The organism is Thioclava sp. F1Mire-8, assembly GCF_002213165.1.
GTDB classification, from domain to species: Bacteria; Pseudomonadota; Alphaproteobacteria; order Rhodobacterales; family Rhodobacteraceae; genus Thioclava; species Thioclava nitratireducens.
On sequence record NZ_NBNY01000001.1, the window covers coordinates 953,763 to 977,855 of the forward strand.

23 protein-coding genes and 1 riboswitch are annotated in these 24,093 nt (G+C 65.3%); of the genes, 17 read left to right on the plus strand and 6 right to left on the minus strand.

The genetic code is table 11. From position 1 onward, the window contains the following. The first annotated feature begins 55 nt into the window (after positions 1 to 55). The 3 genes from B6V75_RS04445 to rsmA are packed head-to-tail and all read left to right on the plus strand — an operon-like array spanning position 56 to position 3,159. Positions 56 to 1,285 carry a peptidylprolyl isomerase gene (locus B6V75_RS04445; RefSeq protein ID WP_088718849.1) on the plus strand — a complete coding sequence of 410 codons (1,230 nt, stop codon included), beginning with the start codon at positions 56 to 58 and terminating at the stop codon, positions 1,283 to 1,285. Further along, positions 1,282 to 2,304, plus strand: coding sequence for a 4-hydroxythreonine-4-phosphate dehydrogenase PdxA (pdxA, locus tag B6V75_RS04450; protein WP_088718850.1), 1,023 nt, complete (start codon positions 1,282 to 1,284; stop codon positions 2,302 to 2,304). The genes B6V75_RS04445 and pdxA overlap by 4 nt, the downstream gene beginning before the upstream one ends. 9 nt (positions 2,305 to 2,313) lie before the next feature. Next, positions 2,314 to 3,159 (plus strand): 16S rRNA (adenine(1518)-N(6)/adenine(1519)-N(6))-dimethyltransferase RsmA, encoded by an 846-nt coding sequence (rsmA, locus tag B6V75_RS04455; RefSeq protein WP_075774562.1) that lies wholly within the window; start codon positions 2,314 to 2,316, stop codon positions 3,157 to 3,159. Between the two features lie 295 nt (positions 3,160 to 3,454). On the opposite strand, the gene B6V75_RS04460 is transcribed toward rsmA, so the two are convergent. From B6V75_RS04460 to prfA, 3 genes are all read right to left on the minus strand, one after another. After that, positions 3,455 to 4,225 (minus strand): DUF4167 domain-containing protein, encoded by a 771-nt coding sequence (locus B6V75_RS04460; RefSeq protein WP_075774561.1) that lies wholly within the window; start codon positions 4,223 to 4,225, stop codon positions 3,455 to 3,457. 270 nt (positions 4,226 to 4,495) lie between these two features. Continuing rightward, positions 4,496 to 5,353, minus strand: coding sequence for a peptide chain release factor N(5)-glutamine methyltransferase (gene prmC / locus B6V75_RS04465; RefSeq protein WP_088718851.1), 858 nt, complete (start codon positions 5,351 to 5,353; stop codon positions 4,496 to 4,498). Then, positions 5,350 to 6,405 (minus strand): peptide chain release factor 1, encoded by a 1,056-nt coding sequence (prfA, locus tag B6V75_RS04470; protein ID WP_075774738.1) that lies wholly within the window; start codon positions 6,403 to 6,405, stop codon positions 5,350 to 5,352. The genes prmC and prfA overlap by 4 nt, the downstream gene beginning before the upstream one ends. 387 nt (positions 6,406 to 6,792) lie before the next feature. Here prfA and B6V75_RS04475 point away from each other — a divergent pair, with 387 nt between their 5' ends. The 12 genes from B6V75_RS04475 (at position 6,793) to B6V75_RS04530 (ending at position 17,315) form a co-directional block, all read left to right on the plus strand. After that, on the plus strand, positions 6,793 to 7,158 hold the full coding sequence (locus B6V75_RS04475) for a DUF59 domain-containing protein (protein WP_078519345.1): 366 nt from the start codon (positions 6,793 to 6,795) through the stop codon (positions 7,156 to 7,158). Positions 7,159 to 7,351: 193 nt separating this feature from the next. Then, positions 7,352 to 8,425, plus strand: coding sequence for an alkene reductase (locus tag B6V75_RS04480; RefSeq protein ID WP_088718852.1), 1,074 nt, complete (start codon positions 7,352 to 7,354; stop codon positions 8,423 to 8,425). 81 nt (positions 8,426 to 8,506) lie between these two features. Next, positions 8,507 to 9,112, plus strand: a complete 606-nt coding sequence (locus tag B6V75_RS04485; RefSeq protein ID WP_088718853.1) for a hypothetical protein — start codon at positions 8,507 to 8,509, stop codon at positions 9,110 to 9,112. Continuing rightward, positions 9,109 to 9,852: a DUF3307 domain-containing protein gene (locus B6V75_RS04490; RefSeq protein ID WP_088718854.1), complete on the plus strand. Its 744-nt coding sequence runs from the start codon at positions 9,109 to 9,111 to the stop codon at positions 9,850 to 9,852. The genes B6V75_RS04485 and B6V75_RS04490 overlap by 4 nt, the downstream gene beginning before the upstream one ends. Before the next feature lie 24 nt (positions 9,853 to 9,876). Next, entirely contained in the window at positions 9,877 to 10,248 is a 372-nt protein-coding gene (locus B6V75_RS04495) for an iron-sulfur cluster assembly accessory protein (protein ID WP_088718855.1), read from the plus strand. A gap of 83 nt (positions 10,249 to 10,331) precedes the next feature. After that, entirely contained in the window at positions 10,332 to 11,075 is a 744-nt protein-coding gene (tpiA, locus tag B6V75_RS04500; RefSeq protein ID WP_075774554.1) for a triose-phosphate isomerase, read from the plus strand. A 148-nt stretch (positions 11,076 to 11,223) separates the two neighbouring features. Further along, the gene (gene prfB, locus B6V75_RS04505) at positions 11,224 to 12,348 is read left to right on the plus strand and encodes a peptide chain release factor 2 (RefSeq protein WP_075774553.1); all 1,125 of its coding nucleotides are present in this window, start codon (positions 11,224 to 11,226) and stop codon (positions 12,346 to 12,348) included. A gap of 6 nt (positions 12,349 to 12,354) precedes the next feature. Continuing rightward, the gene (locus tag B6V75_RS04510; RefSeq protein WP_075774552.1) at positions 12,355 to 12,900 is read left to right on the plus strand and encodes an AAA family ATPase; all 546 of its coding nucleotides are present in this window, start codon (positions 12,355 to 12,357) and stop codon (positions 12,898 to 12,900) included. A 45-nt stretch (positions 12,901 to 12,945) separates the two neighbouring features. Next, positions 12,946 to 13,683 carry an SDR family NAD(P)-dependent oxidoreductase gene (locus tag B6V75_RS04515; protein WP_240496901.1) on the plus strand — a complete coding sequence of 246 codons (738 nt, stop codon included), beginning with the start codon at positions 12,946 to 12,948 and terminating at the stop codon, positions 13,681 to 13,683. 105 nt (positions 13,684 to 13,788) lie between these two features. Next, the gene (locus B6V75_RS04520) at positions 13,789 to 14,562 is read left to right on the plus strand and encodes a DUF2189 domain-containing protein (RefSeq protein WP_088718856.1); all 774 of its coding nucleotides are present in this window, start codon (positions 13,789 to 13,791) and stop codon (positions 14,560 to 14,562) included. 93 nt (positions 14,563 to 14,655) lie between these two features. Continuing rightward, complete coding sequence (locus B6V75_RS04525) at positions 14,656 to 15,891, plus strand: putative DNA modification/repair radical SAM protein (protein WP_088718857.1); 1,236 nt, start codon at positions 14,656 to 14,658, stop codon at positions 15,889 to 15,891. Further along, positions 15,891 to 17,315 carry a UdgX family uracil-DNA binding protein gene (locus B6V75_RS04530; protein ID WP_088718858.1) on the plus strand — a complete coding sequence of 475 codons (1,425 nt, stop codon included), beginning with the start codon at positions 15,891 to 15,893 and terminating at the stop codon, positions 17,313 to 17,315. The genes B6V75_RS04525 and B6V75_RS04530 overlap by 1 nt, the downstream gene beginning before the upstream one ends. A 4-nt stretch (positions 17,316 to 17,319) precedes the next feature. Here B6V75_RS04530 and B6V75_RS04535 read toward each other — a convergent pair whose 3' ends face one another. Further along, positions 17,320 to 18,063 (minus strand): cytochrome c biogenesis protein CcdA, encoded by a 744-nt coding sequence (locus tag B6V75_RS04535; protein ID WP_088718859.1) that lies wholly within the window; start codon positions 18,061 to 18,063, stop codon positions 17,320 to 17,322. A gap of 94 nt (positions 18,064 to 18,157) precedes the next feature. Here B6V75_RS04535 and B6V75_RS04540 point away from each other — a divergent pair, with 94 nt between their 5' ends. Continuing rightward, positions 18,158 to 18,385, plus strand: a complete 228-nt coding sequence (locus tag B6V75_RS04540) for a sulfurtransferase TusA family protein (RefSeq protein WP_088718860.1) — start codon at positions 18,158 to 18,160, stop codon at positions 18,383 to 18,385. 122 nt (positions 18,386 to 18,507) lie between these two features. Beyond that, positions 18,508 to 18,654, plus strand: a riboswitch (FMN riboswitch). 74 nt (positions 18,655 to 18,728) lie between these two features. Next, entirely contained in the window at positions 18,729 to 19,169 is a 441-nt protein-coding gene (locus B6V75_RS04545) for a 6,7-dimethyl-8-ribityllumazine synthase (RefSeq protein ID WP_346393646.1), read from the plus strand. A 72-nt stretch (positions 19,170 to 19,241) separates the two neighbouring features. Here the strand turns inward: B6V75_RS04545 and B6V75_RS04550 are convergent, their stop codons facing one another. After that, the gene (locus B6V75_RS04550; protein WP_088719390.1) at positions 19,242 to 22,160 is read right to left on the minus strand and encodes an Rne/Rng family ribonuclease; all 2,919 of its coding nucleotides are present in this window, start codon (positions 22,158 to 22,160) and stop codon (positions 19,242 to 19,244) included. 598 nt (positions 22,161 to 22,758) lie between these two features. Beyond that, positions 22,759 to 24,090 (minus strand): sigma-54 dependent transcriptional regulator, encoded by a 1,332-nt coding sequence (locus B6V75_RS04555; RefSeq protein ID WP_075774544.1) that lies wholly within the window; start codon positions 24,088 to 24,090, stop codon positions 22,759 to 22,761. Positions 24,091 to 24,093 lie beyond the last annotated feature (3 nt).

Consider the following 24,093-nt stretch of genomic DNA (forward strand, 5'->3'; position numbering starts at 1 on the left):
ATCAAAGAGGCCCCAAGGGCCAGGACTAAACGAGACGAAACGGACAGGCACGCTCATGACGATGATGACCCGACTGCTCACCCTTCTGGCGCTGATGCTCGCCCTGCCCTTCGCCGCAGGAACGGCGCAGGCGCAATCGGGCGGTAGCTTCGCGCCCGTCGTCACCGTCAACGGCATGGGCGTGACCGACTACGAAATCAACCAGCGGCAGCGCTTCATGCAGCTGCTGAACGCCGGCGCGAACACGCGCGAGGACGCCGAGAAGGCGCTGATCGAGGACCGTCTGCGGATCTGGGCCGGCAAGCGCATCGGCATCAAGCTCGACGAAGCCGCGATCCAGAAGGGCATGGATGAATTCGCTGGCCGCGCGAACATGACCGGCGACGAATTCGTGCAGGCACTGCAGAAGGAAGGCGTCGATCCGAACACGTTCCGCAACTTCACCGAAGCCGGCCTTGTCTGGCGCCAGGTGATCCGCGCACGCTTCGGGCCGCAGGTGAACATCACGAAATCCGACGTCGACCGCGCGATGATGCCCGAGAGCCAGACCGGCAAGGGCGTGAAGGTGCTGATATCGGAGGCGATCATCCCCGCGCCGCAGGGCCGCGCCCGGGCCGCGATGGGGCAAGCGCGTCAGCTGTCGGCCGCGCAGGGCGAAGGCGCTTTCGCCGCGCTCGCGCGTCAATATTCGGCCGCGCCGTCGCGTGCACGCGGTGGGCGTCTGGACTGGATGCCGATCGACAAGCTGCCGCCGCAACTGCGCGGCGTGGTGCTCAAGCTCAAGCCCGGCACCGCGACCCAGCCGATCGAGCTGCAGGGCGCGGTCGCGGTCTTCATGCTGCGCGCGATCGGCGACGGCGATGCGCCGTCGGGCCCGCAGACGCTCAGCTACATGACCTTCGCGATCGGCCCGACCGGCTCGCAGCAATCGGCCAAGATCCAGAGCCAGGTGGCCGCGGCGCGCGAATGTAACCAGCTCTACACGATCGGCAAAGGCTTCCCGCCGAGCGCGCTCACCAAGCATGAGGACGTGGCGCAGGCGCAGGTTCCGACCAATATCGGTCTCGCGCTGGCGCATCTCGATGTGGGCGAGACCGAAGTGATCCCGCAAGGCGCCAACGACGTGCTCGTGATGCTCTGCGATCGCAAGGTTGCGCCCCAGGGTGACCAATCGGCTCCCGACCGCGATCAGGTCCGCGCGGCTCTCGAGAACAAGGCGCTGGAATCCTACGCCAATGGCTACATGGCCGATCTGGAAGCCGAAGCGGTCATCGTGCGCAAATGAGCGCCCAGCCGACCGATCGCACCGCAGCCCGTGCGCCCGACCGCCCCGTAATCCTCAGCTGCGGCGACCCCTCGGGGATTGGCCCAGAGATCGCCGCCCGCGCCTGGGAACATTGCGGCGCGAAACTGCCCTTCGTCTGGATCGGTGACCCCGCGCATCTGCCGCGCGGCACAAAGATCCGAGAGATCGACCGACCCGCCGACGCGCTGCGCCACGCCAGCGCCGGGCTGCCGGTGCTGCCCCACCAGTTTCCCGCCGCCGCCCTTCCGGGCGAGCCCGATCCCGCAAATGCGAAAGCCGTGATCGACGTGATCGCGCGCGGCGTCGATCTGGTGATGCGCGGCGAAGGGGCTGCGCTCACCACCGCGCCGATCAACAAGAAAGCGCTGAAAGACGGGGCAAAGTTCACCTTCCCCGGCCATACCGAATATCTGGCCCATCTCGCGGGCGTCGAGCGGGTAGTGATGATGCTCGCCTCGTCGCGAGTCGACCCGCCGCTGCGCGTGGTGCCCGCCACGATCCATGTCGCGCTCTCCGAAGTACCGAAACTTCTGACCCCGCAGCTTCTGCGCGAGACGGTGCGGATCACCTATGAAGGGTTGCGGCGCGATTTCGGCTTCTCGGCCCCACGGATCGCGGTCGCGGGGCTGAACCCGCATGCAGGCGAAGGCGGGGCGATGGGCATCGAGGAAGGCGACTGGATCGCCGACACGCTCGACGGTCTGCGCGAAGAGGGCTACGCGGTTGCGGGCCCGATGCCCGCCGACACGATGTTCCACGCGCGCGCCCGGCAGAATTACGACGCGGCGATCTGCGCCTATCACGATCAGGCGCTGATCCCGATCAAGACGCTCGATTTCGACGGCGGGGTGAATATCACGCTCGGCCTGCCCTTCGTGCGCACCTCACCCGATCATGGCACCGCCTATGACATCGCGGGTCAGGGCCGCGCCAACCCTGCCTCGCTGATCGCGGCGCTGGAGATGGCGGCCCGGATGGGAGCGGCCCGGCATGACTGAGGCTGCGTGATGGCCACGATCGACGGGCTGCCCCCGCTGCGCGAGGTTCTGCAGACGCATGACCTGGTGGCAAAGAAGAGCCTCGGGCAGAACTTCCTGCTGGACCTGAACCTGACCGCGAAGATCGCGCGCTCGGCGGGCGATCTGACGGGTGCCGACGTGCTGGAGGTCGGTCCCGGCCCCGGCGGTCTCACGCGCGGGCTGCTGGCCGAGGGCGCGCGCAAGGTGCTCGCGATCGAGAAGGACACACGCTGTCTGCCCGCCTTGGCCGAGATCGCCGAGGCCTATCCGGGCCGTCTCGAAGTGATCAATGGCGATGCGCTGCAGGTCGATCCGCTCGCGCATCTCACGCCCCCGATCAAGATCGCCGCGAACCTGCCCTATAACGTGGGCACCGAGTTGCTGGTGCGCTGGCTGACGCCGAAAGACTGGCCGCCCTTCTGGGAAAGCCTGACGCTGATGTTCCAGCGCGAGGTGGCTGAGCGGATCGTGGCGAAGCCGGGCTCTAAGCATTACGGCCGCCTCGCGATCCTCGCGCAATGGCGCGCCGAGGCGAAGATCGTAATGAGCCTGCCGCCCGAGGCATTCACGCCCGCACCCAAGGTGCATTCGGCGGTGGTGCATCTGCGCGCCCTGCCCGAGCCGCGCTATCCGGCCGATGCGGCAACGCTCAGCCGGGTCGTGGCTGCGGGCTTCAACCAGCGCCGCAAGATGCTGCGGGCTTCGCTCAAGGGTGTCGCCCCTGATATAGAGGCGAAGCTGGAGCAGGCTGGGATCGCGCCCACCGAACGCGCCGAACGGGTCACGCTGGAGCAGTTCTGCCGCCTCGCGCGCATCGTCGCGGGACAGGAATGAACTGCGCCGCGCGCGAGGACGACTTGCCTCGCGGTGCCGAGATCGTCTTCGCTTCCCTCATTTCCGGGATTGGCCAGTTGCCCACGTCGATGCTGACCGGTCACACCGCTGAACTGCCGCGATAGAGAGAGCTGCGCGGTTCGCGCGTGTCGGCTTGCACGCGGCACATCTGATGGATGGCAGCTGCGGCCGGGTGTATCCGCACGCGGACCAGACGGGCTAAGCGCCCGCCCCGCTCCCAAGATGCAAAAAGGCCCGCCAACTTGACGGGCCTCGCGCTATCTCTTGGGAGGCTTTACTCGCCTGAAGCCTTCGGCAGCTCGGCGCTCGCCTCGGCTTTTTCGGCCTTCTCGGCTTTCGGAGCGCGCGGCTTGCGCGGGGCGCGCGGACGCTTGGGCTTCTCGGCCTTTTCAGCTTTCTCGGCCTTCTCCGGCTTTTCGGAGGGCTCTTCCGCCTTCGGCGCGTCGTCGCCGCGACTACGGCTTTCGGGCGTATCGACGAGGGTGGAATCGTCATCGGAGTCCAGCTGCGGCATCGGCGGCATCATCTCGGAGCTTTCGCTCCGCTTGCGCCCGGACGACTTGCCCTCGGAGCGCTCGTCGCGGCGCTCGGACGCATTGTCCTGAGCCTCGCCTTTCGAGCCGGTCTCGTTTTGACCGTCATTCTGCTGACCGTCGTTCTGACCGCTGTTCTGGCCGCCGCTTTGCCCGTGGCCGCCGTGGCTCTGACCACCATTATTCTGGCCACCATTGTTCTGGTTGCCGTTATTCTGGTTGTTCTGCTGGCGCTGCTGGTTGCGGGCTTCCTGCTCGCGGGCCTGTTCTTTCTGCGCCTCGCCCAGCATTCGCGTGTAATGCTCTGCGTGCTGCAGGAAGTTCTGTTCGGCCACGCGGTCGTTGCCGAGCTGCGCGTCGCGCGCGAGCTGCAGATATTTGTCGATGATCTGTTGCGGCGTACCGCGCACCTTGCCTTCGGGGCCGGAGCTGTCGAAGACGCGGTTAACGATATTGCCCATCGACCGTTGACGGTTCGACTTGTTACGCGAACGGGATTTCGAAGATCTCATGGCTTTCGTTTTCTTGGCCCGTTGTCACGGGCTTTTCGGAAATGGCCGCTAATGCATGGCCTGCGGGCTGAACTGTCACGCTGGGCATACCTGCCCGGTTTCGTTCCAAACACCCGCGCTGTGAAGCTGAGCCGTGCGGGGGATCAATATCCCGCCTGCACAGGCTTGACTAAACATGCGAGGGGCGACCTTTCAAGTCAGAAAATCGGTCAAATCCGCGATTTCGATGGATTCGCGGGGTTTTCCCCAAGTTTTTGCGCGATTTCGTGCTCAGGACGTGCCGCAATCCGCCGGATCACCGGGTTTATGCGCCAAAATGACGCGGTCGCGGCCGTCGAGATCACGGCGGGTCTCGATGTTCTCAAGGCCCTGCGCTGCGAAGAGATCGCTCACCGCCTGCGCCTGCGTCGGACCGATCTCGACGGCGAGGCGTCCGCCCGCCATCAGCCGCCCCCCCGCGCCGCGGGCAATGGCGCGATAGGCGTCGAGCCCGTCCCCGCCCGGCGTCAGCGCCGAGAGCGGCTCCCAGTCACGCACGTCCTGAGAGAGCCCCGCCATCTCGTCTTCCGCAATATAAGGGGGATTCGAGACGATGAGGTCATAACGCCCCGGCACATTGGCAAACCAGTCTGAAATCAGGAACTTGGCGCGTTTGGCGACACCGAGCGCCTCGGCATTGGCTTTCGCGACCTCGAGCGCGGCTTGAGACAGGTCTGTCCCCGTCCCTGCCGCGAAGGGCATGGATTTCAGCAGCGAGATCAGGATGCAGCCGGTGCCCGTTCCAAGGTCGAGCGCGTGAACGAAGGGCCGCTCCAGCGCGACCTCGACCAGCAATTCCGTCTCCGGGCGCGGATCGAGCGTGTCGCGGGTGACGCGGAATTCATGCCCCCAGAACAGCCGCTTGCCGGTAATCTGGGCGACGGGCTGGCGTGCCTCGCGGGCAGTCAGCGCAGCCTCGAACCGGTCGGCCGCTTCGTCTGGCAGCGGGTCTTGCAAGGCGAGCGTCAGCCGGTCGGGTGCGATCTGCAGCGCATGGGACAGCAGCCTGCGCGCATCGGTCTGCGCGCCCTCGATCCCGGCCTCGCGCAGACGGCGGGACGCAGCGACCAGCGCATCCTGCGCCCTCACGCCTCCATCTCCGCGAGCTTGGCCGCCTGATCGTCGGCGATCAGCGCGTCGACCACCTCGTCGATCTCGCCTTCCATAACCTTATCAAGGGAATAGAGCGTGAGGTTGATGCGGTGATCGGTCAGCCGCCCTTGCGGGAAATTATAGGTGCGGATGCGCTCCGAGCGGTCGCCGGAACCCACCTGGGATTTCCGCGTCTCGGCACGTTCCGAAGCCGCGCGGTCGCGTTCGGCCTCGAACAGCCGCGCGCGCAGAACGGCCATCGCATTGGCGCGGTTCTGGTGCTGGGATTTCTCAGACGAGGTCACGACGATCCCGGTCGGGATATGGGTGATGCGCACCGCGGAATCCGTCGTGTTGACGTGCTGCCCGCCCGCCCCAGAAGCCCGCATCGTGTCGATCCGGATATCATTGGCGGGGATGTCGATATCGACAGCCTCGACCTCGGGCAGAACGGCGACGGTCGCGGCAGACGTGTGGATGCGCCCACCGGCCTCGGTTTCCGGCACGCGCTGCACGCGGTGAACGCCGGATTCGTATTTCAGCCGGGCGAAGACGCCCTCACCTTCGATGCGCGCCACCGCTTCCTTGACGCCGCCCAGCTCGGTCTCGGTCAACTCCATCATCTCGAAACGCCAGCCATGTTTTTCGGCGTATTTCTGATACATACGCAACAGGTTACCCGCGAACAGCGCCGCTTCCTCGCCGCCCGTGCCGGGGCGGATTTCCAGGATCGCGGGGCGCGCGTCGGCGGCATCCTTGGGCAGAAGCGCCACGCGCAAGGCCTGCTCCATCTCGGGGATACGGGCTTTGAGACGCGGCAATTCCTCTTCGGCCAGATCACGCATTTCCGGATCGGTCATCCAGCCTTCCGCCTCGGCCAGATCGGCGCGGGCCTGACGCCATGCCTCGATCTGGGTGACGACCGGCTTCAATTCGGAATATTCACGGCTGATCTCGGCGATCTTGGCGGGTTCCGCGCCAGCGTTGAGCAGCGCCTCGAGGTACTCGAAGCGCGCGAGGATCTGGTCGAGTTTCTCTTCGGGCAACATGGGATCGGTTTGGCGCGAAGCGTGCGGGGCGTCAAGCGGCGAGCGTTGTGGAGAGAGCGCCGCTTCCTCCCGTTGGTCCGGGGCGACCAGCCCCGGGCCGCGCCCAACTTTCCCGGGAAGGCGCGTTGTCGATGTCATCGCAGGCTCAAGCGCCCGCCGGGCTTGCGAGATTGAGCGCCCGGCCCCACACAAAGCCACGCGCCACCCGGGGTTCGGACGCGCCCCTTACAAACAACGTTCCGTCATTGCCGCTTCGCAGCGCTGAGACATCACATATCAGCAGACTGCCCACAGCTCCCTTTACGGCTCGGGTCCTATCACCTAGATAAACAGTCGAGTAATTCGATAGGCGCCCTGCCGGCGCCCCTGCCGATGGAAGAAGCCGCCATGACCGCCACGCCCGAAGAGCCGCTTGAAGGCACGCCGCTGATCAAGCCCTCGACGACCGACCATCCGCTCTACGAAAATGTCGTGGAAGCGTGCCGCACCGTCTATGACCCGGAAATCCCGGTGAACATCTATGATCTCGGCCTCGTCTACACGATCGAGATCAGCCCTGAGAATGACGCGAAGGTGATCATGACGCTCACCGCTCCGGGCTGCCCCGTCGCGGGCGAGATGCCGGGTTGGGTTCACGATGCCGTGGCCTGCGTCGGTGGTCTGCGCGATGTCGATGTCGAGATGACCTTCGATCCGCAATGGGGCATGGACATGATGTCCGACGAGGCGCGGCTGGAACTAGGCTTCATGTGAGGCTTGGAGGGGCTCTGCCCCGCACCCTGCGGGTGCTTCCGGGATATTTCCGACCAAGAGGAAGGGAGCCGCGCGGCTCCCTTTTTGTTTCCTTGCATTTGCGCACACAACCTTCGCACTGCGATGGACTTGCCGCCCGCCCGCGCAGCCCCATGTCATCTGGCCGAACGTCAAACCCGATGAGAGGACTGACATGGCTGATACGCTATTCTCCCCGACGAAGCTCGGCGCGATCGAGATCGCCAACCGCTTCGTGATGGCGCCACTGACCCGCAACCGTGCCCCCGATCTGCACCCGACCGATATGACGGTCGAGTATTATCGCCAGCGTGCAGGCGCCGGGCTGATCGTCACCGAAGGCACGCAGATTTCGCCGATGGGTCAGGGCTACGCCTGGACGCCAGGCATCTACAGCGAGGAGCAGGTCGCGGGCTGGAGGAAAGTCACCGACGCGGTGCATGAGGCTGGCGGCAAGATCGTCGCGCAAATCTGGCATGTCGGCCGGATCTCGGTGCCGCAGCTGCTGAACGGGCGTGATCCGGTCGGGCCGTCTGCGATCTCGGCCGAGGCCAAGACCTTCGACGGCGAAGGCTTCGTGGCGACTACCACACCGCATGCGCTGACGGTCGAGGAAATCGCAGCGACGGTCGAAGATTACCGCAAGGCCGCGCGCAATGCGCAGGCCGCGGGCTTCGATGGCGTCGAGATTCACGCCGCGAATGGCTATCTGATCGATCAGTTCCTGCGCGACACCTCGAACAAGCGAGAAGACGAGTACGGCGGCTCGATCGAGAACCGCACCCGCTTCCTGCGCGAAGTGGTCGATGCGGTCACCGAGGTGCTGGGCGCCGAGCGTGTGGGCATCCGTCTCTCGCCGTGGTCGAACGCGAATAACGTGGGCATCGACAGCAACACGGCCGAGCTGTTCGGCGCGGTGGTCGATTTCCTCAACACCAAGCCTATGGCCTATGTCCATTTCGTGGAAGGTCAGACCGGCGGTCCGCGCGAGTGGCCCGAGGACGGGATAGAGACGCTGCGCGCGAAGTCGAAGGCGCCCTATATCGCGAATAACGGCTACGACAAGGCGATGGCCGAAGCGGCGCTGAAAGAGGGTGCGGCGGCGGTGGCCTTCGGCAAGCTCTTCATCGCGAATCCGGACCTGCCCAAGCGTTTCGCGAAGGACGCTCCGCTGAACGAGCCGAACTCGGAAACGTTCTACGGCGGCGGTGCTCAGGGCTACACGGATTACCCGTTCCTCGATGAGTGACGCAGGCATTTTTACCTGCTAAACTTTAGATGCAGGCGTTTTTACTTGCATATTGCCATGCGCAGGCGCTAAAACCTGCGCATGGCTTATTTTTGTGTTCTCACCGGCGATATAGTCGCCTCGACCGGGCTCTCGGCCTCCGAGCTGAGCGCGGCACTCGATGCGATCGAGGGCGCGGCGGCGGCATTGTCTCCGCTTCTGCGGGAAAGTCACTTTGCCCGCAATCGCGGAGATGGGTGGCAATTCGCGATACCCAGCCCGCGCCTTCAGGCTAGGCTCGCGCTGCTGATCCGGGCCGAGTTGCGCGCCCTGGGCGAGGCGTTCTCGACCCGGATCGCGATTGCCGAGGGCGACGGCACGCTGCCTGCGGATGGCGACCTGAACGGGGCATCGGGCCCGGCCTTCACCGCCTCGGGCCAGCTGCTGGATAGCTTGGAGGGGCCGCGCATTGCCCATGCTGCGGGCGGGGCGCTTGGCGCGGCGTTCCGCCTGTTCGATCACATCTCGGAGGCGTGGACCCCGGCGCAGGCGCGCGCGATCGCGCCGATGTTGCGCATCAAACCTCCGACCCAGACCGCCGCAGCCTCCGAGATCGGCATCACCCGGCAATCGCTGGCACAGGCCTTGGCAAGCGCGGCCTGCCCCGCCATCGTGGAGGCCCTGGCGATGATCGAGGAGACCCAATGATCGAGACTTTCGCGGCGCTTGTCTTTGCCCATGCCTTCACAGATTTCGCGTTTCAAAGCAGCGGCATGGCGGCGAAGAAGGCCGGGCGGGACGAGGCCGCGCTGGCCGCGCATATCGCGATCCTCACGGGGCTGACGCTGTTGGCAGGGCTGCAACTGTCGTGGACGCTGATCGGGGTGCTGGCGCTGGTCGCGCTCAGCCATCTGGTGATCGATGTGGCCAAGAGCTTCGCACCGCGCGAACATCCCCTCGCCGCCTTCCTTGGCGATCAGGCCGCCCATCTGGCTGCGACCGCGCTGATCGCCACCGCCTTCCCGACATTCTGGGCCAACGCGCTCTGGGCGAGCCTCTCATGGCTCCCCGGCGTCCTGACGCTCGCCACCGGCCTTTTGATCACCACCCGCGCCGGCGGCTTCGCGGTGGGCATGCTGATGGTGCGCTACGAAGAGGACGCACCGCCCGAGGGGTTGCCGCAGGGCGGGCGGATGATCGGGCTTCTCGAGCGCGGGCTGATCTTTCTGCTGGTGCTGGCGGGACAGCCCTCGGGCATCGGCTTCCTGATCGCGGCAAAGTCGATCCTGCGCTTCGAGGCGGTGTCAAAAGACGGCGCGAATCCGAAATCCGAATATGTGATCATCGGCACGCTGGCCTCCTTCGGCTGGGCGCTCGCCGCCTCTTACGCCACGCTCGCGCTTTTGGGACATTTGCCGCCCCTTGGAATCCTGCCCGTGCCCGACTAAATTACTCGGTGAAGGAGAGCCCCCATGTTCAACGTTCCCGGACAAGACCCCGTAACCCTGACCGACGCCGCCGTCGCGCAGATCGCCAAGCTGATGTCGCGCGAAGACGCGGCTGGCTTCCGCATCGGCGTGAAGAAAGGGGGCTGCGCGGGCATGGAATACACGATGGAGGTCGCGGCCGAGGCCGGACCGATGGATATCGTCGTGGAAAAGGGCCCCGCCCGGGTTCTGATCGCACCGATGGCGCAGATGTTCATGCTGGGCACCGAGATCGACTACGAGACCGGTCTTCTCGAAAGCGGCTTCAAGTTCCGCAATCCGAACGTCGTCGATGAATGCGGCTGCGGCGAGTCGATCAAATTCGCCGATATGGAAGCCTCCCAGACCAACGGCTGAGCCCCGCTCCCGCGCCAATTTGCCCTTTGCGAGTGCGATCCCCCTGCCCTAATGTCGGCCCGAATGACATAAGGGAGACAGGCATGCGCAAGAAGCTGGCCGCCGGCAATTGGAAGATGAACGGGCTCAAGAGCAACCTGGGCGAGGTGAAATCCCTTGTCGAGGCGCATCCCTCGCCCGCCTGTGACGTGCTCCTGTGCCCGCCCGCGACGCTGATCGGCGCGATGGCCGAGGCGGCGGGTGGCAAGCTCGCGGTCGGCGGGCAGGATTGCCACATGAACGAGAGCGGCGCACATACGGGCGACATCTCGGCGCAGATGATCGCGGATGCGGGTGGCTCTCACGTCATCGTCGGCCATTCCGAACGCCGTGCCGATCATCATGAAAGCGATCTGATCGTGCGTGCCAAGGCCGAGGCTGCGATCGCCGCAGGCCTGATCGCGGTGATCTGCGTGGGCGAAACGGAAGCGCAGCGCGACGGCGAACAGACGCTCGACGTGATCGGCGAACAGCTTGCCGGCTCCGTCCCCGACGGTGCGACGGCCGCCAATTGCGTGATCGCCTACGAGCCCGTCTGGGCGATCGGCACGGGTCGCACGCCGACGCTGGATCAGATCGCGGAGGTCCATGACTTCATGCGCAACACGCTGATCGCGCGCTTCGCCGACGCAGGCAACGGCATGCGGCTGCTCTATGGCGGCTCGGTCAAACCCGGCAATGCCGAGGAGATCTTCGCGACCTCCAACGTCGACGGCGCGTTGGTGGGCGGGGCCTCGCTCAAAGCCAGCGATTTCGGCGCGATCATCGCCGCGCTGGAGGCGAGCTGAGCCGCATCCCGCTCGACATCCGGGGGCCTCGAACACAAGGGCCACGCGGCTTTCCAACGCCGCGTGGCCCACGCAATTTCCCCGCCCCGCCTTGCGGGCGCCGCGCCGATCTCGTATCACGCGGACCAAGCTTTCAAGAGGATGACAGATGCGCGCCGAGACGCAGAATACCGTCGAACAGATCCGCAAGTCCCTGACCTTGCTCGGCCAGCGGATGGACCTCGAGACCGCGCCGCACCGGATCGAGGAATTCAACGCGATGATCGAAGACCCCACCCTGTGGGACGATCAGGCGCGCGCGCAGAAACTGATGCGCGACCGGCAGCAACTGATGGACAAGTTCGAAACCTATAACCGGATCAAGCAGGATCTGGAGGACAATGTCGAACTGATCGAACTTGGCGAGATGGAAGACGACGAGGAAGTCGTCTCCGAGGCAGAAGCGTCGCTCGCCGCGCTGAAGGAAACCGCCGCGTCGAAAGAGCTGGAAGCCCTTCTCGACGGCGAGGCCGACGGCAACGACACCTTCCTCGAGATCAATGCGGGCGCGGGAGGCACCGAGGCCTGCGACTGGGCCTCGATGCTGCAACGGATGTATGTCCGCTGGGCCGAAAAGCGCGGCTACGAGGTCGAACTGCAATCCGAAGAACCGGGTGCCGAGGCCGGGATCAAGTCCTGCGCCTACAAGATTTCCGGTCCCAATGCCTATGGCTGGCTGAAATCGGAATCGGGCGTGCACCGCCTCGTGCGGATTTCACCCTTCGGCAAGGGCACGCGCGAGACCTCTTTCGCCTCGGTCTGGGTCTACCCGGTCGTTGACGACAATATCGAGATCGAGGTGAACCCCGCCGATATCCGCATCGACACGTTCCGCTCCTCGGGGGCTGGCGGTCAGCACGTCAACACGACCGACTCGGCGGTGCGGATCACCCACCACCCGACCGGCATCGTTGTCACCTCGTCCGAGAAATCGCAGCACCAGAACCGCGACATCGCGATGAAGGCGCTGAAATCGCGGCTCTATCAGATGGAGCTGGAAAAGCGCACCGCGGCGATCAACGAAGCCCACGAGAACAAGGGCTCGGCCGGCTGGGGCAACCAGATCCGCTCCTACGTGCTGCAGCCCTACCAGATGGTGAAAGACCTGCGCACCCAATACGAGACTTCGGACACGCAGGGCGTGCTCGACGGCGATCTCGACGGGTTCATGGCAGCGACGCTGGCGCTCGGCCTCGAAGGCAAATCCCGCGCCGACGCGCAGGCGGATAGCTGATCGCGAATGACGGCGCGGGTTCACATCACCGGCGCCGCAGGATCGGGCACATCATCTTTGGGGGAACGCCTGGCTGACCGCTTGGGCGTCACCCATCTCGATACCGACGAATTCTATTGGGCCGAGAGCGACCCGCCCTATACCGTCAAACGCCGCCCCGCAGAGCGGCTCGCCTTGATGGAGGCGGCGAAAAAGCCCGAAGGCTGGGTGATCTCCGGCTCGCTCGACGGTTGGGGGGAACCCGCGATCGCGGGCGCCGACCTGATCGTTTTTCTCACCGCTCCGACGCCGATCCGCCTCGCGCGCCTGCGCAAGCGCGAGGCGATGCGCTTCGGCGCGCGTATCCGCAAGGGCGGCGACATGGAGGGCAATCACGGCTCCTTCCTGACCTGGGCTGCGGGCTATGACGATCCGTATTTCTCGGGTCGCTCGCTAAGCCGCCATCACGAATGGCTGGCGGGCCGGTCTGAACCGATACTGGACCTCTCGGGCACACGGCCGCTGGATGAACTGCTGGCGGAGTGCCTCGAGGCCCTCGGAATGAAACCCTGATCCGGTTTGGCGCGTATCCTCACCACTAGCGAAAGGATGACCGCCGTGGAGTTCAAGGACAAACGCATCTGGATCATGGGCGCGAGCTCGGGCATCGGGCAGGCGCTGGCGCGCGAACTGGCCGCCCGCGGGGCGCGGCTGGTGCTGTCTGCGCGCTCGGTCGAGCCGCTGGACGCATTGAAGGCAGAACTGGGTCAGGGCGAGGTGGTGCCCTGCGACGTCGCCGATCCCGAAAGCCTCGACGATGCGCGCGGCGAAATTCTGAGCCACGGGCCGCTGGATGCGATGATCATCACCGCCGCGCTTTACGATCCGGGCCGCGTGGAGCAGATCGAACGGGAGGCTGCGCGCAAGCTGGTGGAGGTGAACCTGCTCGGCACGCTATGGTTCGCGCAGGCCGCTCCCGGCTTGCTACGCGAAGGTGGGCAGTTGGTGATCTTCGGCTCCGTCGCGGGCATCTTCGGCCTGCCGAAAGGGCAGCTCTACTCCGCCTCGAAAGCCGCCGTGATAAACCTAGTGGAAAGCCTGCGGGTCGAATATGCGCCCAAGATCGACGTGCGGCTGATCTCTCCCGGCTTCGTGAAGACTCGCCTGACCGAGAAGAACGACTTCGCCATGCCCTTCATGATCGAAGCCGACGAGGCCGCCTGCCGCATCGCCGACGGGCTGGCCAAGGACCGGTTCGAAACCCACTTCCCCCGCCGCCTGACATGGCAGCTCAAGCTGCTGAAACGCCTGCCCTATGCGCTCTCCCTGCGGCTGACGAAACGGATGGGCGGCTGAGCCTTGCGGCGACGCAGCGAGCAATTCTCTGGACAGATCACGTCCGCGTGACGCAACGTGAAGTTGCGGGCCTTTGGGAGAGGCCCTCAGTCAGGGAGAAAAGCAATGCAAACGATCGTGTCGCCGCCCTCCGAGGTGCCGCCTATCCGCGACCTTCAGGCCTCGGACATACCAGACATCCTGAACGCCGGATGGAACGATTTCAAACGCGCCCCGGCCTTCGGTCTGATGTTCTCGGGCTTTTACGTGCTCGGCGGCATCGTGCTCTGGATGGTGTTCGCAGCGCAGGGCGAGGAATGGTGGCTGATCCCCTTCGCGCTCGGCTTTCCGCTGCTCGCCCCCTTCGCGGCGATCGGGCTTTATACCGTCTCGCGCAAGCTGGAGGCGCAGGAGCCTCTGATCTGGCGCGAGGTGATCGCCAGCTGCGTCTCGGAGAAGGATCGCCAGACGCCGTCCATGGCGATGCTGATCCTGATGATGTTCATGTTCTGGGTCTTCGTCGCCCATACCACCTTCGCGCTGTTCATGGGGCTGTCGGCCTTCACCAACATCTCCAGCTCGCCTGAGATCCTTCTGACCGGGAACGGGCTGATGATGCTGAGCATCGGCACCCTGATCGGGGCGGGTTTCGCAGCGATGCTGTTCTCCTTCACCGTGGTCGGCCTGCCGCTGATCATGGATCGCGAGATCGACATCATCACCGCCATCCTCACCTCGATGCGGGCAGTCGCGGCCAACCCGGTCTCGATGGCGATCTGGGCACTGGTGATCGCGGCGAGCCTGTTCGTTGGGATGCTGCCGATGTTCCTTGGCCTCTTCATCGTGCTGCCGGTTCTGGGTCATGCCAGCTGGCACATGTATCGCCGCCTCACTTCCTGAGGTCCGGGCGCCGTTTTCCGAGGGGCGCGAGATTTCGCGCCCCTTTGTCATGGAATTATTGAAAGGCAGATGGCGTGAACATATAGTGAACACATGGCAAGGATGACCCTCGATCAGAAACTGGCGATCCTCTCGGATGCGGCGAAATACGATGCCTCCTGCGCGTCGAGCGGCGGGCAGCGGCGCGACTCGAAGGATGGCAAAGGGATCGGCTCGGTCACCGGCTCCGGCATCTGTCACGCCTACACGCCGGACGGGCGCTGCATCAGCCTGCTGAAGATCCTGATGACGAATTTCTGCATCTATGACTGCGCCTATTGCGTGAACCGGGTGAGTTCCAACGTCACCCGCGCGCGGTTCTCTCCCGAGGAGGTCGTGACCCTCACGCTGGAATTCTACCGCCGCAACTATATCGAGGGGCTGTTCCTCTCCTCCGGCATTATCCGCTCGCCCGATGACACGATGGCCGACATGGTGCGGATCGCGAAGCTCTTGCGGGTCGAGCATAATTTCCGCGGCTATATCCATCTGAAGACCATCCCCGACGCAGCCCCCGAGCTGATCGAGGAGGCCGGCCTTTACGCCGATCGCCTCTCGATCAATGTCGAGCTGCCGACCGACCGCGCGGTGCAGGACTATGCGCCGGAAAAGGACCCCGCGCAGATCCGCCGCGCGATGGGCGACGTGCGGGTGCTGCGCGAGGCGCGGAAAGAACGCAGCTTCACCGGCAAGCGCCCTCCGAAATTCGCGCCCGCCGGGCAATCGACGCAGATGATCGTCGGCGCGGACGGGGCGAATGACACGACGATCCTGAAGACCTCGACGCGGCTCTATTCAAGCTACGCGCTCAAGCGTGTCTATTACTCCGCTTTCTCGCCGATCCCGGACAGCTCCGCCGCTCTGCCCCTGATCAAGCCACCACTGATGCGCGAGCATCGCCTGTATCAGGCGGATTGGCTGCTGCGCTTCTACGGCTTCGACGTGGACGAGATTTCGCAAGGCACCACCGACGGCAATCTCGATCTGACGGTCGATCCGAAACTCGCCTGGGCACTGGCGAACCGACATCTGTTTCCGCTCGACGTGAACCGGGCCGAGCGCGAGATGCTGCTGCGCGTGCCGGGGCTGGGGGTGAAGACGGTGAACCGGGTGCTGGCGACGCGCCGCTACCGGACGCTGCGCTACGAGGACCTGAGGCGCATGGGGGCGAATCTGAAGCAAGCGAAACCCTTCATCACGCTGCTGGACTGGCACCCGCGCGCACTGACCGATGCAGCCGATTTGCGCGCCCGCTTCGCCCCGCCACCGCAGCAGTTGCGGCTGTTGTGATGCGGACTGTAAGCCTGCCCGAGATCGGCACGTTCGAGGCCTGGCGAGACGAGGCCCGCGCAGCCTTGGGCGCTGGCATCCCGCCCGAGGAGCTTCTCTGGCATCGCGGGGCGGCGGAGGCCGATCTCTTCGCGCAGGACGCACCTACCCCCACGGGCAGCGCTGTGAGCGTGCCAAAGGGCTTTGTCGACCTCGCCCGGCTCGTGGTCTGTCATCGCGACCCGGAACGCTTCGCGCGGGCTTACGCGGTGCTCTGGGCGCTGCGATCCGACAGGCGCCTGCTGGAAGACCGCGCCGATCCGCGCATCGACCGACTGAACCGCATGGCCAAGGAGGTCTCGCGCGACCGCCACAAGATGACGGCCTTCGTGCGCTTCCGCGAAATCGGGGCGCCCGACGCCCCACGTCGTCGCTTTGCCGCGTGGTTCGAACCCACGCATTACATCTGCGAGCTGACCGCGCCGTTCTTCGTGAAACGTTTCGGCGACATGGACTGGTCGATCTTCACGCCCGATCTGACGGCGCATTTCGAAGCGGGCAAACTGCGCTTCAGCGAGGGGCAGCCGCGCCCCGATCTGCCCGAGGATGGCGCCGAAGACCTCTGGCGCACCTATTTCCGCAACATCTTCAACCCGGCGCGGCTGAAGGTCGGCGCGATGCAATCCGAAATGCCGCGCAAATATTGGCATAACCTCCCCGAAGCCAGCCTCATCCCCGAGATGATCGCCACCGCGCAGGCCCGCGCAGAGGAGATGGCTTTGAGTGCCCCCACGCTGGCCCCGGCCCGAGCTGGCAAGATCACCGAGCGGCTGGCGAGCGACCGCGCCAGGCCGCAGCCCGCGGGTGACCGCGCGGAACTGCTGGCCGCGCTGAACGCTTGCCGCCGCTGCCCGCTTTGGGAGAACGCAACGCAGGCAGTACCGGGCGAAGGGCCGCTGGATGGGCCATTGATGATCGTGGGCGAGCAGCCGGGCGATTTCGAGGATCTCGAGGGCCGCCCCTTCGTCGGCCCTGCAGGGCAGCTTTTCGACGAGGTGGCGGCGCGGGCTGGCCTGTCCCGCGATCGCGCCTTCATCACCAATGCGGTGAAGCATTTCAAATTCACCCCGCGCGGCAAACGGCGCATCCACCAGTCGCCCGACCGGCAGGAAATTCATCCCTGCCGCTGGTGGCTCGATCGGGAACGCGCTCTGGTGAAGCCGAAGGCGATCCTTGCGATGGGCGCGACGGCGCTGGAGAGCCTCACCGGGGATCGGCGCGGCCTTCTCAAGCGGCGCGGCACGGTGGAGGTACTCGACGATGGCACGCCGATGCTCATCACCGTGCACCCGTCCTACCTGCTGCGCCTGCCCGACATGGAAAAGCCCGCTATGCTGCGGGCTTTCGAGGCGGATCTGGTCCGCGCGGTGCAGATGGTGGCGTGAGGCGTCAGCCCAGCACTGCAAGGCTCGGGAAGGTCTCCAGCAGCCAGAAACTGATCGCCGAGAACGCATTGGTCAGCAGCAGAATCCCGACGACGACCAGCAGCGCGCCCATCGTCTTCTCGATGATGCCCATATAGGCCTTGAGCCGGTTCATTACCCCGATCGCACGCTGGATGAACAGCGCGGCCAGCAGGAACGGAATGCCCAGACCCAGCGCATAGACCGCCAGCAGCGCGGTGCCGCGCGCCTGATCGCCGCCTTGGGCGGCCAGCGACAGGATCGCACCCAGCTGCGGGCCGATGCAGGGCGTCCAACCGAAGGCGAAGGCGAGCCCCAGCACATAGGCACCCAAACTCGAGCCGCCCCGGTCGCCCGCGTCCAGCCGCGCCTCGCGGTCGAGGATCGGGATGCGGAATACGCCGAGGAAATGCAGGCCGAGGATCACGATCACCCCGCCCGCGATCCGTCCGAACAGCACCTGATTGGTCAGGAAGAACCGCCCGAAGGTCGAGGCGGCGAACCCCATGAACAGGAACACCGTCGACAGGCCAAGAACGAAGAACAGCGCAGGCACCGCCGCCGAGCGTTTGCCCTCGCGCAGGTCGCCCATGCTCACCCCGCCCATATAGGCGAGATAGGGCGGCACGATCGGCAGCACGCACGGGCTGAGGAATGACAGCAGACCCGCAAAGAGCGCCACGAAAGCGGCGGGCAGGAAAGCGGCAGAGACGAGATCGATTCCAAACATGTTCTTCCTCTACCCCATTCCTCGCGCGCGGTCACCGGGTCGTGAGATAACAACAGCGTGGACAAATCAGCGCGGGCGCGCGAGAACCTCCGGCATGAAACCCGATGTCGAAATCGATGCAAAGGGGTTGTTGTGCCCCCTGCCCGTCTTGCGCCTGCGCAAAGCGTTGGAGGCGGCGGCGCCCGGCACGCTAATCCAGCTGGTCGCGACCGACGGGGCGAGCTGGATCGACGTGCCCCATTTTTGCGCGCAATGCGGGCACGAGCTGGTCGAGGCAGAGGATTGGGAAGGCGTGAAGGTCTATCTCGTACGCAAGGGCTGATGGCCCTCGCGTTGCGCACCTGCCCGGCGTCGGCCCGCCGCTGATGATCAGTCTCCCGATGCTGGTATGGCTGGCCGAGGAACTGAACCACTTGCCGAGGACACAAGCGCGTGCCAATCTCCGGCCATTCTCAGGGCGGGGCGAAATTCCCCACCGGCGGTATGCGGCGAAATCCGCGAGCCCGCGAGCGCCTCGCCGTCGTGCAAGGGTCAGCAGATCAGGTGCGAGGCCTGAGCCGACGGTTACAGTCCGGATGGAAGAGAATTTGCAGCCGATCCCGCGCCTTCTCGCGCGGGCGCGGCCTGTATGTGATCGCCTTGGGTGACGTGTCGCTAGCAAGGAGATCACGATGACACACACCCGTTACGCTTTTATCAAGGCCAATTGGCACGCTGATATCATCGACCGCGCGCTCGAGGGGTTTCTCGAAGAGATCCCGGCGGCGCAGGTCGATGTCTTCGACGTGCCCGGCGCGTTCGAGCTGCCGCTGAGGGCGCAGGAACTGGCCCGAACGGGCCGCTACGCGGCGATCGCGGGCGCGGCTCTGGTCGTCGATGGCGGAATCTACCGGCATGATTTCGTGGCGCAGGCCGTGGTGAATGGCCTGATGCAGGTGGGGCTGGAGACGGGCGTGCCCGTGCTGTCGGTCTCGCTGACACCGCATCAGTTCCAGGAGACCGATCACCACCGGGCGATCTTTGGCAGCCATTTCGTCGAGAAGGGCCGCGAGGCGGCGCGGGAGGCGCTGCAACTGACCCGCCATGCACAGGAACTGGCCGCCTGAGCGCGGATAAGCAGATATGAAAACGAAAAAGGCCGGGCGCTCTGCCCGGCCTTTCTCAAATCTGAGGCTGCCTCAGCGGCTCCACCAGCCCCGTTTCTTGGGCTTGGGCGCCTCCTCGGTCATGGTTTCGCCCTCGGCTTCGGTCTCCGCGAAGGCCGGACCACCGGGCAATTCGACCGGAGCATCAGGCTGCGGCGTTTCCGGAGGCTGCTCGAACGGGGTTTCCGGCTCGGGCGCGGGCGGCGTTTCCTGCGGCACGTCGGCAGGGGTTTCCTGCGGCGTAGGCTCGGGCGTCTCGACGGGCGCGTCGGGCTGCGGCGTCTCCTGCGGCTCGGTCGGCGCGTCGGGCTGCGGGGTTTCCGGCGGCTCAGGGCTCTCGGGCGTCTCCGCTACGGGCTCCTCGACCTTCTTGCGCGCACGGGAGCGGCGCTTGGGTTTGGGCGCCTCTTCCTCCGCCGCTGCGGCCTCGACCTTGGCGCCGGCGGCGCTGCCTTCGACGGCGGCTTGCGCATCCGCCTCGGGATCCACCTTCTTGCGCGACCGCGTGCGGCGCTTCGGCTTGGGTGCTTCTTCCTCGGCCTTGGCCTCGGTGCCCTCAACCGCAGCTTCCGCGGTCTCGGCGTCCGCTTTCGGTTCTTCGACCTTCTTGCGGGCGCGCGAGCGGCGCTTCGGCTTCGGCGCTTCTTCCTCCGGCTGAGCCTCGGTCTTGACGTCGGTCTGCGCCTCGGTCTTGGCCTCGTCCGCCGGAGCCTCTGCCGCTTGCGCGGGTTCGGCCTTGGCGGGCGCGTCCTGACCTCCGGTCGGTTCAGACTTCTGATCGTCCGACTTGTGGTCGCCCGACGACTGATCGCCGTTCTCCGAAGAGTCGTTATTCTCCCCGTTCTCGCCATTCGACTTCTTGCGACGGCGACGGCGGCGGCGCTTCTTCTTAGGCTGCTCCTCGGCCTCGGTCTCGACCTCCGGGGTCTGCGCCTCGGCTTCGGCCTCGGTCTCGTCCTCCGCCTCGTCGATTTCGGCCATCAGGCTTGCCGACGCGGACACCACGGGGCTGTCCACTTCCGCAACATTGCGGGTCGCGGTCTTGAACTTCTCGATGGTGAAATCTGGCGAGACTAGCTCGGGCGCGGCCTCGATGCGCACGGACATACCGTAGCGGGCCTCGATCACTGCCACATGTTCGCGCTTGGCGTTCATCAGGTAATTGGCGACCGCGACGGGCGCACGCACCAGAACCTCGCGGGTCCGCTTGCGGGTGCCCTCTTCCTCGATCGCGCGCAGAACGCTCAGCGCGAGGCTGTCGTCGGAGCGGATCAGGCCGGTGCCGTGGCAATGGGCGCAGGGCTGCGTCGTGGATTCGATCATGCCCGGACGCAGGCGCTGGCGGCTCATCTCGAGCAGGCCGAAGCCGGAGATGCGTCCGACCTGAATGCGCGCGCGGTCGGTCTTGAGGCGCTCTTTCATGCGCTTTTCGACGGCCGAGTTGTTCTTGCGCTCGTCCATGTCGATGAAGTCGATCACGATCAGCCCGGCGAGGTCGCGCAGGCGCAGCTGGCGGGCCACTTCGTCGGCGGCTTCAAGGTTGGTCTTGAGCGCGGTTTCCTCGATCGAGCCTTCCTTGGTGGCCCGGCCCGAGTTCACGTCGATCGCGACGAGCGCTTCGGTCACGCCGATCACGATATAGCCGCCGGACTTGAGCTGAACCGTCGGGTTGAACATCGAGGCGAGGTAGCTTTCCACCTGATGGCGCGCGAAGAGCGGCAGCGATTCCGAGTAGTGCTTCACGTTCTTGGCGTGGCTCGGCATGATCATCTTCATGAAGGCCTTGGCCGCGCGGTAGCCGCGCTCGCCCTCGACGAGAACCTCGTCGATATCCTTGTTGTAGAGGTCGCGGATCGACCGCTTGATCAGATCGCCTTCCTCGTAGATCGGCGCCGGCGCGACGGATTTCATCGTCAGGTCGCGGATCTGCTCCCACAGGCGCATCAGGTATTCGTAGTCGCGCTTGATCTCGGTCTTGGTGCGCTGCGCGCCCGCTGTACGCACGATCAGGCCGGCACCTTTCGGCACGTCCAGCTCGCCCGCGATTTCCTTGAGCTTCTTGCGGTCAGCGGCGTTGGTGATCTTGCGCGAGATGCCACCACCGCGCGCGGTGTTGGGCATGAGCACGCAGTAGCGGCCTGCCAGCGAGAGATAGGTGGTCAGAGCGGCGCCCTTGTTGCCGCGCTCTTCCTTGACGACCTGCACCAGCATGATCTGGCGGACCTTGATCACTTCCTGGATCTTGTAGCGGCGCGGACGCGGCTTGCGGGCCGGACGGATCTCTTCCTCGACATCCTCGTCGGCGACGGATTCGATGCCGCTATCGGCCTCGGCCGCGTCGTCGTCATCCTCGTCCGAGTCGTCGCTGTCATCCTCGTCGGATTGCGCAGCTTCCACAGCCGCGGTTTGCTCAGCAGCTTCCGAAGCGGGCGCTTCCTCGGCCGGAGCTTCGGAGGTTTCCGTCTGCGCGTCCGCTTCCGCCTCTTCGCTGGCGGCATCGGCGTTCTCGTCTTCCGCCTCGGGATCGACGACGCCCATGCCCGGGATCTCGTCCGAGCTGACGACCGCGTCGTCCTGCTTGGCCTTTTCCGCCTTGTTCGAGGACCGGCGCGAGCGGCGGCGGCGTGATTTCGGCTTTTCCTCTTCCTCGGCAGCGGCCTCGGCAAGCTGTCGCTCTTCTTCGAGGAGCGCTTCGCGGTCGGCGACAGGGATCTGGTAGTAATCGGGGTGGATTTCCGCGAAGGCGAGGAACCCGTGCCGGTTTCCGCCGTAGTCGACGAATGCCGCCTGCAGCGACGGTTCGACGCGCGTTACTTTCGCGAGATAGATATTGCCGGCGAGCTGCCGTTTGTTAATGGTCTCAAAGTCGAATTCCTCGACCTTGTTGCCGTCCACCACCACGACGCGGGTCTCTTCCGCGTGGGTGGCATCGATAAGCATCTTCTTTGCCATGTAATTCCAATAGGTCAGCCCTTTGCGACCGGCCCGGGGGCGCGGCGCTGTCTTGGGCTGAAACTGTCCTTGAGGCGAGGCTGCGGACATGCGCGCAGACGGCGGTGGCGTCGAGCCTGCCCGTCTTCATCTGCGAAATCCCGTCACGCATCATCGCGGTTCTTTCCAAGGCGCGGTCGGCCTTAGCCGCTTGGCGCCCAATTAACGGCCTCCATCCCGGCATATGCGGCAGAGGGAGACAAACTTGCGGCCTTTCGGCCAATCGGTTGAGCCGGGGCCCCTTGCGCATCATCTGCGCCGGATCGGCCAAGGCATCAGCGAATTTCGGAGGGTTCACACGTTTGGCGTGAAACCGACTGGTTTCGACCATAGCGGCACAGCCACCGGGAACACAATCGAATTTTCGTAACGGAAGGGTTAATCGCGCCCCGATTCCGGGCAAAGATCAACGATTGGGCAGGCCCGTCCCGGGGATTTTTCGCCCTGGGCCTGAAAATGCCGCGGCGCGGTGCCATCCGGGCCCGCGCCGCTCACGTCGTCTTGTTCGAAAGCTGCCTGCACGCGCCCGCATCGAGGGGAGCCTGCGCGGGCGCAGGCTTCACAGGTAATCGGCGCGCGCGAGGCCGTATTTCGCCATCTTCTCGTTCAGCGTCCGACGCGGCAGGCACAGTTCTTCCATCACCGCCGAGATCGACCCCTTGTGGCGCCGCATCGTGTTGTCGATCAGCATCTTCTCGAAGCTCTCGACATATTCCTTGAGCGGCTTGCCCTCGGTGGTGATCGCAGCCGGGCCCGCCTCTTCGTCGTCGGTCATCAAGAGCGACGCGATGGAGCCAGAACCCCGGCGCGATTGCAGCACCGCGCGTTCGGCCACGTTGATCAGCTGGCGCACATTGCCCGGCCACGGAGCCTGCAGCAGTTGTGCCGCTTCCTGCGCCGTCACTTCGGGCACGTCGCAGCCGTATTCGTCCGCGAATTGCTCGGACATGCGGTTGAACAGCGTCAGGATATCCTCGCCGCGCGCACGCAGCGGCGGCAGGGTGATCTTCAGAGCGGCCAGACGATAATACAGATCGGGGCGCAGCGCGTCCTCGACCGTCTTTCCCTCGCCATGGGTGTTGCAGATCGCGACGATCCGGGTCTCCGCCGGCGCGCCCTGATCGTTGATGAATTGCAAAAGCCGCGCCTGCAGCGACTGGCTCAGCGCCTCGACATCCTCGAGACAGAGCGTGCCGCCGCGGGCCTCTTCCATCAGCGGCAGACCGCCCTCCTCGACCGGGCCGAACAGCTTGGCAGAGAGGGCTTCCTCGGTCAGCGCGGCGCAGCTGACCATGACGAATTTCTTTCCCGCGCGGGGACCCGTCGCGTGCAATGCATGGGCCACGAGCGTCTTGCCGGTGCCGGTCTCGCCATCGATCAGAACGTGGCCATCAGCCTGAGACAGATCGAGAATATCCTCGCGCAGGCGTTCCATCGGTTCGGAGGTGCCGATCAGCTTGCCCATCACCTTCTCGCCCTCGGCCAGATCGCGGCGCAGCGCGCGGTTATCCAGCGTGGTGCGCCGCGCCTGCGTGGCGCGTTTGGCCAGTTCGGTCATCCGATCCGGCGAAAACGGCTTTTCCATGAAGTCCATCGCGCCAAGGCGCATCGCCTCGACCGCCATCGGCACATCGCCGTGGCCGGTGATCATGATGACCGGCAGACCGCTATCGATGCCCATCAGCCGCTTGAGGAAGGCCATCCCGTCCATGCCGGGCATCCGGATATCGGTGATCACCACGCCCGGCCAGTCGGGGCCGATCACTTTCAGCGCATCTTCGGCGCTGGCATAGGTCTCGGCGTCGAAGCCCGACAGCGCCAGCCATTGGCTGACCGACTGCCGCATGTCTTCCTCGTCATCGACGATCGCTACCTTCATTAATCTTGCCATGTC

Bases quoted from the DNA above. Each gene is read 5' to 3' on its own strand.
- B6V75_RS04530 (WP_088718858.1), top strand. From the start codon at position 15,891: ATGCGGACTGTAAGCCTGCCCGAGATCGGCACGTTCGAGGCCTGGCGA.
- B6V75_RS04550 (WP_088719390.1), bottom strand. From the start codon at position 22,160: ATGGCAAAGAAGATGCTTATCGATGCCACCCACGCGGAAGAGACCCGC.
- B6V75_RS04555 (WP_075774544.1), bottom strand. From the start codon at position 24,090: ATGGCAAGATTAATGAAGGTAGCGATCGTCGATGACGAGGAAGACATG.
- B6V75_RS04445 (WP_088718849.1), top strand. From the start codon at position 56: ATGACGATGATGACCCGACTGCTCACCCTTCTGGCGCTGATGCTCGCC.
- tpiA (WP_075774554.1), top strand. From the start codon at position 10,332: ATGCGCAAGAAGCTGGCCGCCGGCAATTGGAAGATGAACGGGCTCAAG.
- prfB (WP_075774553.1), top strand. From the start codon at position 11,224: ATGCGCGCCGAGACGCAGAATACCGTCGAACAGATCCGCAAGTCCCTG.
- B6V75_RS04520 (WP_088718856.1), top strand. From the start codon at position 13,789: ATGCAAACGATCGTGTCGCCGCCCTCCGAGGTGCCGCCTATCCGCGAC.
- prfA (WP_075774738.1), bottom strand. From the start codon at position 6,405: ATGTTGCCCGAAGAGAAACTCGACCAGATCCTCGCGCGCTTCGAGTAC.
- B6V75_RS04525 (WP_088718857.1), top strand. From the start codon at position 14,656: ATGGCAAGGATGACCCTCGATCAGAAACTGGCGATCCTCTCGGATGCG.
- B6V75_RS04535 (WP_088718859.1), bottom strand. From the start codon at position 18,063: ATGTTTGGAATCGATCTCGTCTCTGCCGCTTTCCTGCCCGCCGCTTTC.
- rsmA (WP_075774562.1), top strand. From the start codon at position 2,314: ATGGCCACGATCGACGGGCTGCCCCCGCTGCGCGAGGTTCTGCAGACG.
- B6V75_RS04495 (WP_088718855.1), top strand. From the start codon at position 9,877: ATGTTCAACGTTCCCGGACAAGACCCCGTAACCCTGACCGACGCCGCC.
- B6V75_RS04475 (WP_078519345.1), top strand. From the start codon at position 6,793: ATGACCGCCACGCCCGAAGAGCCGCTTGAAGGCACGCCGCTGATCAAG.
- B6V75_RS04460 (WP_075774561.1), bottom strand. From the start codon at position 4,225: ATGAGATCTTCGAAATCCCGTTCGCGTAACAAGTCGAACCGTCAACGG.
- B6V75_RS04510 (WP_075774552.1), top strand. From the start codon at position 12,355: ATGACGGCGCGGGTTCACATCACCGGCGCCGCAGGATCGGGCACATCA.
- B6V75_RS04490 (WP_088718854.1), top strand. From the start codon at position 9,109: ATGATCGAGACTTTCGCGGCGCTTGTCTTTGCCCATGCCTTCACAGAT.
- pdxA (WP_088718850.1), top strand. From the start codon at position 1,282: ATGAGCGCCCAGCCGACCGATCGCACCGCAGCCCGTGCGCCCGACCGC.
- B6V75_RS04540 (WP_088718860.1), top strand. From the start codon at position 18,158: ATGAAACCCGATGTCGAAATCGATGCAAAGGGGTTGTTGTGCCCCCTG.
- B6V75_RS04485 (WP_088718853.1), top strand. From the start codon at position 8,507: ATGGCTTATTTTTGTGTTCTCACCGGCGATATAGTCGCCTCGACCGGG.
- B6V75_RS04480 (WP_088718852.1), top strand. From the start codon at position 7,352: ATGGCTGATACGCTATTCTCCCCGACGAAGCTCGGCGCGATCGAGATC.